Source organism: Cerasicoccus maritimus, assembly GCA_031296935.1.
Lineage (GTDB): Bacteria > Verrucomicrobiota > Verrucomicrobiia > Opitutales > Cerasicoccaceae > Cerasicoccus > Cerasicoccus maritimus.
Window position 1 is genome coordinate 99,399 of the sequence record JAVDPD010000022.1, and the last position, 7,863, is coordinate 107,261.

The 7,863-nt window shown below is 53.9% G+C and carries 5 protein-coding genes, 1 tRNA gene and 1 pseudogene; 1 reads left to right on the top strand and 6 read right to left on the bottom strand.

The genetic code is table 11. The features are described 5' to 3' along the window. Positions 1 to 3: 3 nt before the first annotated feature. The 5 genes from RBB62_RS13935 to RBB62_RS13955 all read right to left on the bottom strand — a co-directional run bounded on the left by RBB62_RS13935 (position 4) and on the right by RBB62_RS13955 (position 6,896). Positions 4 to 1,227: an ABC transporter permease gene (locus RBB62_RS13935; protein WP_309399560.1), complete on the bottom strand. Its 1,224-nt coding sequence runs from the start codon at positions 1,225 to 1,227 to the stop codon at positions 4 to 6. Further along, positions 1,224 to 1,943, bottom strand: a complete 720-nt coding sequence (locus RBB62_RS13940; RefSeq protein ID WP_309399561.1) for an ABC transporter ATP-binding protein — start codon at positions 1,941 to 1,943, stop codon at positions 1,224 to 1,226. The genes RBB62_RS13935 and RBB62_RS13940 overlap by 4 nt, the downstream gene beginning before the upstream one ends. Before the next feature lie 12 nt (positions 1,944 to 1,955). Next, a complete protein-coding gene (locus tag RBB62_RS13945; protein WP_309399563.1) occupies positions 1,956 to 3,044 on the bottom strand; it encodes an efflux RND transporter periplasmic adaptor subunit in 1,089 nt (362 codons plus the stop codon). A gap of 3 nt (positions 3,045 to 3,047) precedes the next feature. Then, a complete protein-coding gene (locus RBB62_RS13950) occupies positions 3,048 to 4,817 on the bottom strand; it encodes a TolC family protein (protein WP_309399565.1) in 1,770 nt (589 codons plus the stop codon). A 315-nt stretch (positions 4,818 to 5,132) separates the two neighbouring features. Then, positions 5,133 to 6,896: a hypothetical protein gene (locus tag RBB62_RS13955; RefSeq protein ID WP_309399567.1), complete on the bottom strand. Its 1,764-nt coding sequence runs from the start codon at positions 6,894 to 6,896 to the stop codon at positions 5,133 to 5,135. Between the two features lie 208 nt (positions 6,897 to 7,104). On the opposite strand from RBB62_RS13955, the gene RBB62_RS13960 reads away from it, so the two are divergent. Beyond that, a tRNA-Leu gene (locus RBB62_RS13960) sits at positions 7,105 to 7,190 on the top strand. A 91-nt stretch (positions 7,191 to 7,281) separates the two neighbouring features. On the opposite strand, the pseudogene RBB62_RS13965 reads toward RBB62_RS13960, so the two are convergent. Continuing rightward, a pseudogene (locus RBB62_RS13965) lies at positions 7,282 to 7,406 on the bottom strand (transposase); the annotation flags it as partial. Between the last annotated feature and the right edge of the window lie 457 nt (positions 7,407 to 7,863).

A 7,863-nucleotide genomic window follows, 5' to 3' on the forward strand; every position in this document is an offset into this window, starting at 1 on the left:
TCGCTACTCGTAGCGCAGGGCGTCAATCACCGGCAGGCGGGCGGCTTTGATCGCAGGAAATACCCCTGACAAAAAGCCAACGACTACGCTGAACATGAAGCCCCAGCCCATTGCCTTAGCCGAAAGCGCGACATCGCCTTTGTCTTCGGGAATGAAGTCGCGGAGCAATTCAACGAGCCCTACGCTGGCAATGATACCGATTAGGCCACCGATCACGCTAATGACGAGCGCTTCGGCGACAAACTGGATGAAAATGTCGCTGCCCCGAGCGCCAACTGCCTTGCGAATGCCGATTTCGCGAATTCGCTGGGAAATTGACGCCAACATAACGTTGGCAATGCCAATACCGCCGACAAGCAGAGTAATGGCCGCTACGCCGCCTAACGAATAAACGAATGATCGCTCCAATTCTTGGAAGTCCTCCAATTCCTTTTCACGTGTTTCCACGTTGAAATCCTTAATGCCGCGATGAGTCACCAGCAGCGTGCGCTCAATCTGATCGCTCAAGTCGGGAATGTCTTCCATCCTTTTTGCCTGGACGCCGAGATCATGAATTGTGTCGTCATCAGGTTCAGCAAAGTAGTGGATTGCGGTAGAAATCGGAATGAAGGTCGATCGAGAACGGCTCCAGGAATCTGTTTCATCGGGCTCAATGACTCCAATTATTGTGAACACGACTCCGCGAGTAACAATCGTTTCGCCGACTGCATCGGAAGAGTTACCAAAAAGGCGTTTGGCGGTTCGATCAGTTAGAATCATAACGCGGGTTTTCTGTTCCACATCCCAGTCTGAAATCGCACGTCCACCTTCTCGCATGTAGAAGCGCTCGATCTCAAAAGTCTCGGGTGTAGTGCCGCGTAGACGAGTCCACTCACGCCGGGTGCTGCTCTGCAAAGGAGTCCAATTCAAACTTTTTTCTGCCGAAACACGTCGAGCATTCGGCACGGCTGCCTGTAGCGCGTAATAATCCTTCAAGGTGCGACGAGGTGAGCGATGCGCGTAAGGCTGCTGCTCGATGGGTGGCTCGGCATGCTCGATTTCCATCTTCTCGATGCCGCCGGTTGCTTCAAAAGTTTTGCGAAAGCCTGACATCATACCTTCGACGACACCCACCATCGCGACCAGCGCGGCCACACCGAGGATGATGCCGATCATTGACAGCAAGCTGCGAAATTTATGAGAGCTGATCTCGCGGACCCCATGCACGACTGCGCCAGCGATCATCATTGCTGTTCCTTTCCAGCGTGAGGGAAACGATCCTCGGGGCCATCTTCTTCTCCACCGACCAAGTGCCCGTCGCGCACAAGAATGATGGAGCGTGCGTGTTGGGCCACTTCCAAGTCGTGGGTGACGAGGATTAGTGTTTGGCCCTCGTCAACCAGGGCATCAAAAAGCTCCATCACGCGCTCGACATTTTTGGTGTCGAGATTACCGGTGGGCTCGTCAGCCAGGATGAGCTTCGGGTTGTTGACAAGGGCGCGGGCAATGGCGACGCGTTGACGCTCTCCTCCGGATAGCTGGCCCGGACGATGGCTGATGCGGTGCGTCATATCCACCCGAGCGAGCGCTTCCTTGGCCAGATCGTCCTTTTTGCGGTCGCTACGTGCGTAGTCGAGTGGCAGGCGGACGTTTTCCAAAATGCTCAGGCGGGGGAGGAGGTTGAATGTTTGAAAGACGAAGCCAAGACGGTTAGCCCGATACCAGGCACGTTTGGCGGCGCTGAGTCGGGAGACGTCATCGCCGTCGAACAGCATTTTACCGGAAGTCGGAAAATCCATGAATCCGAGCAAGTGCATGAGTGTGGACTTGCCCGATCCCGAGGGGCCCAGGACGGCGGAATACGAACCTATCTCGATGTTCAGCGTGATCCCGTCGAGTGCTTTGACGGTTTCGTCGCCCATCTTGTAGTGCTTGCGGATGTCCTGGAGTTCGATCAGCGCCATGCGAGCCAAAGGTTAAGAATCAGCATTCGGCTTATCTTCTTCAGGGCGAGTCAGGCTGACTTTGTCGCCTACGTTGAGCCCTTTGATGACCTCAACGAAGTGGACGTCGCTCAAGCCGGTCTCCACCACGACTTCTTCCCAGACGTCGCCTGCGGATTGCCGGTAGGCCACGAAGCCATCTTTCGACTTAAAGAGCGCCGTCGGAATAACTACTGGCACGTCGTCAACCTGATTGAGGGGGAGGGTCACCGTTGAGCTAATGCCGGGGCGGATGCGGTCGTCACCGGCTTCGAAAGTCACTAGAACACGAAAAATTCGCTCATTGCCCTCTGACTCTGCATAGCTGAAAATTTGGGAAACTTCGCCGACAAACTCCTCGTCCGGCAGGGCATCAAAGGCAACACGCGCTTTCATGGCCTTCTGTATCTTGTTGATGTCCAACTCGTTCACCTTAGTGCGTACGTGTAGTTTGAGCAAGTCGTTGATCGTCATCAAAGTCGTTCCCTGGTTGACGGATGTGGCACCGGTGATGACTTGCCCGGGATTGAGGTCAAAGTTGCCAACCACACCTTCATGCGGGGCGCGGATCGTTGTTTTGGCCAAGTTGTCTTTGGCTTTTTCCAAACGAGCTCGGCGCACCTCCAGCTCAATTTCCATGAGGCCTAGCTCGGTTTTTGCGTCGAGGAAATCCTTTTCATTAGTAAAGTTTTTGGCGCGGAGGTCTTCCAGGCGTGCGTAGTCACGCTGGGCTTGTTTGAGGCGGAGGGCCTGGGCTTCATACAGACGCTCGGCTTCTTCGAGTTCGGTTTCGCGTTCGGTTTTCTCCAGTTCAAGGAGGATTTGGCCAGCTTCGACAGTATCGCCATCTGCGATGTGGATCGTTTCAATGCGGCCAGTAATCTCAGAACGCACCTCGGTGGAGATTACGGGCTCCACGTAGCCGCCGGCATTGACTACATCTTCGATGGAGCCAATGGTTACCTCCGAGGTTTGCAGCGGCTTGCTTTTGGTCTTTTCCGACTCTTTCTCGAGTCGGGTCCAGGTCCACCAGCCTCCGGCAATAAGCAGGCAAACTATGATTATGGTTGGCAGGCTTTTCATGTGCTAGTTTTCCATTCCTTGATAAGTTTCCGTCAGCGCATCGGGCACGTTTCCGTAGCTGGCGGGTAACGTGGCTGGCTCTTGGTTGAAGCTGTTAAATTCCGGTGCGGGCCAGCGCTCTTCGCTCAATGGGGCAATTGGGGTGGGCGGGGTTTGCGTCCCATCATCGACTTCATCCCAGTTGAAACCGTGGCGCGCGAGGAGGCGTCCATCGAGGCGAGCGAGCAAGACGACGGCTTGGCGTAAGTCGTAGAGTGCGGCCAGGTGACGCAGCTTTGCGTTGTCGAAGTCGCGTTGGGCTTCCAGCACGTTGCGGAAATTGGAAAGACCGGCGTCGTAGCGCGCGCGTTCCTGCTCAAAGCTTTCTTCGTTGAGCCGCAGGGACGCGCGGGTGGTGGCCAGGCGCTCGCGGCCCGAGGCGATGGAGCGCCATGCCAGGCGTAGACGGCGCATTAGCTCTTGTTGAATTTCGGCCAAACGTGTTTCGGCGCGGTATACTGAGCGTACTGAGCTGCGCAAACGGGCTTCCTGTGCACGCATGCCCCACGGCATACTGAACTCCAGGCCGACGTTCCAGTCATAGCCTTTGGATTCGAAGGCGCTTTTGTATGAGTAGTCAGCGCTGGACTCTCGCCCGAGGACGCCGGCTCCCGCATAGAGATCCAAGTCAGGAAGCGTATTGTTGTTGGCGACTTTGACATCGACACCCAACTGATCGATCAACTCTAGCTGGATCTGGCTATCCATGTCGCTGGATAAAGCCCCGGTAACGCTGTCACGAAACTCTGGCAATTCAGGATCATTCTCAGGTAGTGGCTCCACGGCCAGCGGGTTAAGGGACTCTGAATACAGCACGCCGAGCACCGAGCGCAGACCGTCTTCTGCATTGTCCGCAGTTTCCTGAGCCAGAATCACATCTTCACTGCGAGCGGCTAGGGACGCTTCGGCCTGCAAGACATCCAGTCGGGTCGCCAGGCCAACGCGCTCGCGTTCGAGGTTTTCCTCGAGCAGAGATTTTGCGAGGCGGAGATTGGAAATATAGAGCGCCTGACGCTGACGAGCAGCGGCAAGATTCCAATAAGCCATCTCGACATCGGCGATTAAATCGAGCACTTCACGGCGAACCTCTAAGCGACTGGAGCGAAGGCCAATACGTGCTTTGGTAACGTCCGCCAAGTTGACTGTCTGGCCAAAACCAGACAAGAGTGGCTGGCGGAAGCTCAAACCCAGTCTTGTGGAATAATCTGGGTTGAGCAGGGCGTTGCTGGAGTTGGTGGTGGCGCGATTGAGTCGTGTCCCTAGAGAGACTTCGGTGCCGTAAGTAAAGCGCTTATCGACGCTGAGGTTAAACTGCTGGTCGGCATTCACTGCGCGGCCTGATGATACGCCAGAAAGAGAGGAGGAGGGGGGGGAGCCACTTTCATCTGCAGTTAATGAGGCATTGATCGTAGGATCAAATGCGGCCTCGGCGACCGTCAATGTATCGAGCGAGATGCCTGGAGAATAACGAGTAATGCTGAGCCCCAGGTTTTTTTCCAACGCCAAATCAATAGCCTCGCGCAAAGTTAGCTGCATTGGCGCGATGTCTGTATCGAGATCCATTACCAGTGGGCTTTGGCGAACTATTTGTAGAATATCGATGTCGGCTTCGAGGCCGCTTTGATAATCTGAATAGCCAGTTTGCGTAGTGTTCCAGATGTTCAACGCATCGAGTGCGCGGGCTGATGCGTGCTCATTGGCCGGCGTTTCTGACTCCATTGGTGATTCGGCCATCGTATCTGGCTTGAGAGGGTTTTCCGCATGTACTGCAACCAATCCCAGGCCGAAAGTCAGGGGGAGAATTACTTTATCAAGATGGCTTTTACGGGAAAACATGAGTCCAAGCGAGACAGGCAAAGGAAATCAGTTATCACCAGATGGCCAGTGAATTCACTGATTCGAATCAATAAATCGATATGCAGGAATGTGGCGTATAACAACTTGCTGCATACGATTAACTGAACTGCAAACACCGAAGAATGTGTATGCAACCTGCGGAACGACAGCATATGCCATTCAAACAGGAGGAAATGAGAATTAGGAAGCGGATTAGTTGGGAGTCGCTTCTTTTTCTGGTTTGTCAGCAGAATCTGATTCCGGTTCCGCTTTTTGCTGAGCTTCTTCTGTTTTTGCGATTTCAGGTGTGTCGGCCGTAGCTGTTTCAGTTGATGGCTTTTCCTGAGTGGACTCAACCGGCTTCGAGGATGCCTCTTCCTTCGTGCTGTGTTCTTCCATGGGGGCTGGCGCAAAGAGACGACCGTCGCCATATTCGGTAACATAACCTTCGGTGACCAACCAGCGCAGATCGAACATCATCTGGCGCAGTGTGGGGTCTTCCAGGTGCTCTACAGTTGGCTTTGCGGGTTCAACTGGCGTTTCGGGGGCAGGAGGTTCTTCAGTTTTCTTCTCTTCAGTGTCAGCTGCTTCCGCTTGTTTGGCAGCGCGCTTTTGCTCGTGTGCTTCGACTATTTTTGCGGCCTCTTCTTCGGGGACGGATTCAATATCCGGTGCCTTTTCCTGAGGCGGCTCAATAGTCTTGGCGGACACATCGATGCCAAGATACTTTTCCGGGAGGTGAGTCACCTCGATGTTCGGATGCTTTTCTATGAAATCAATCAACTCCTGTAGCGATTCAGCAAGGCGTGTCTGCGAGTTGCGGAACTTGCGCTTAACCGAGCAGACATACGAGGCACCCTTGGAGCCACGCTTGTAAATGGTGAAGTGCATGCGACGCAGGCGACCGCGCAGGTTGTTGGCGGTTTCCAGCGGGAAGCGCTGCTGCTGCTCGCGCCAGCCAAAGATGGAGTCGCGCAGCGGACCACGAGGCAGCGTTTCGGCCTGTTGGCCGGAGAATCGTGCTTGGTGCGTGGTGCGGACGATTTCTGCCTTGCGCTTATTGAGCAAGTAAAACTTGAGCGATTCCAGATTGTCGAAGCCTTCGACCAGCTCGTCGGCTGTCTTAAGCTTGTAATGTGTTTCCTTGCGCATTTGGTCGACCCACTGCTGGACGACTTCTTCGTCGCGAACGGATTCAATGCGCGAAACAAACTTTTCGAACGGCATGTTGGTGACGTTCACAGCATGGTGCTCCGCGATCATTGCCTGATAGCGGTGGTAATTTGGTGGGCCGAGGAGCGCACCAGTCAAACCACAGCGGTTAACCACCGGGAAGTTGCCCGAGGGCGGTTCCACTTCGACTTCTTCTACATCCACAAATTTGTCGAGGTGATGCTTCATTACGTGGGCAAAAACTTGGTCTTCGCTGGTGAAGGGCAGGCCGTCCGGCACACTGATGAAAAATTCCTGCGGGCCTTCATCCTTCTTCGGATGCAGCACGACGACAAAACGGTCGGCTTTTTCCAGAATGAGGCGAGCGATTTCGAATAGTTCGTAAGTCCGGCAGTTCGAGCGCATGGCATGGCATAGCGCTTTAAAGGGGGCATCTTCCGGATAGAACGCAACGTCGACAGTCGGCTTAAATGGCGTGCGTTGTTCTTGTTGGCCACCACCATGACGTCCACCGCGACGTTCTCCGCGCGGGCCTCCGCCGCCACGGCGTTCTCCACGTGGACCGCCTCGCTGTTCGCTGCGCGGTCCCGAATCCTGACTAAATTCTCGACGACGAGGCGGTCGCTCGGGGCGACGATCTCGCGACGGTCCTTTGCCGGATTTGGATGGCGCTGGCTTGCTCTTGCGGGATTCCGCCGAGCGCGCAGCATCGCTCCAGTCAGGACCGAAGGACAGATCCTGGAGTTGACTTAGATCGAGAGACAGGGATTTCTCGGGTTTGGACTTATCTGATGAGTCGGACATGCGTAGCCGGCAGCCGGAATTAATTTAGATGATCACGCATAGGTTAGTAGGGGTAATCATCGTTTGGCCAATAAAAAAGCGGGATTCGTGCCTGATTCATGTGTTTTAACGATTCAGGGGCGAGCACAGATTTCATTATTTTTCAAAAAAGTGAAATTTTTAGTTGAACCTTTTGGCTGGAATCATTTGCTAGCTCTCTTTCCCAAGTGCTCAGGTGGTGGAATTGGTAGACACGCTATCTTGAGGGGGTAGTGTCCTATGGACGTGCGGGTTCGAGTCCCGCCCTGAGCACCATCATTTATCGACTTTCCCAAGATATCTTTTGGGGGCTACACCAAAGATTGGGGAGTGGGCCATTTTTTAATTTATTCTAGTCGTTGGATGGTTATTCGCATTGGGCGCTAACACGCAGTCGGTAGTTGTTAAAGTTTCTGAATCCGTAGGCGATTCGTTGTATGAGTTTCATTTTTCGATGGAACCTTCGGAGATTGAGTTGTTTCTTGAGAATCGTGGTAAATACGCTCCACGGTGGAGGCGCTCACCTCACTACACTCAGCGATGGTTTTGCCGCAGGCTCCATCGTGATGACGCTGATAAACGGCTGTCCGCGCAAGCCCCGCGCATCAAATTGAGCATCGACAAGCCGATGTAGTCCCCAGGCACCAGCTTCCGCCTTGATTTTGTCCAAGGCCATGCTCTTCAACTACCTCCTCCAATGCACGACGGAAATGAACCAGCAACTTGTAATGCCGCAAATTGCGCTCATCAAACGCCTAACACTGGTGGTTGCTGCTAATGAACGCTACCAATAAATTGTACCAAAATGAGTATAATGTATTTATCAACTCATTTAGCCTAACAGCCCGTCGGATTTGATGGTTTCCTTTAAGAGCATTGTCTGTCGAGGAGTTGGTCGCTGCGTGGTCTATTGGTGATTTCTGATATGAGCCGGTGGTTTTTCGGGGGT

Coding starts and splice junctions, on each gene's coding strand:
- RBB62_RS13935 (WP_309399560.1), bottom strand. CDS start 1,227: ATGATGATCGCTGGCGCAGTCGTGCATGGGGTCCGCGAGATCAGCTCT.
- RBB62_RS13940 (WP_309399561.1), bottom strand. CDS start 1,943: ATGGCGCTGATCGAACTCCAGGACATCCGCAAGCACTACAAGATGGGC.
- RBB62_RS13945 (WP_309399563.1), bottom strand. CDS start 3,044: ATGAAAAGCCTGCCAACCATAATCATAGTTTGCCTGCTTATTGCCGGA.
- RBB62_RS13950 (WP_309399565.1), bottom strand. CDS start 4,817: ATGGCCGAATCACCAATGGAGTCAGAAACGCCGGCCAATGAGCACGCA.
- RBB62_RS13955 (WP_309399567.1), bottom strand. CDS start 6,896: ATGTCCGACTCATCAGATAAGTCCAAACCCGAGAAATCCCTGTCTCTC.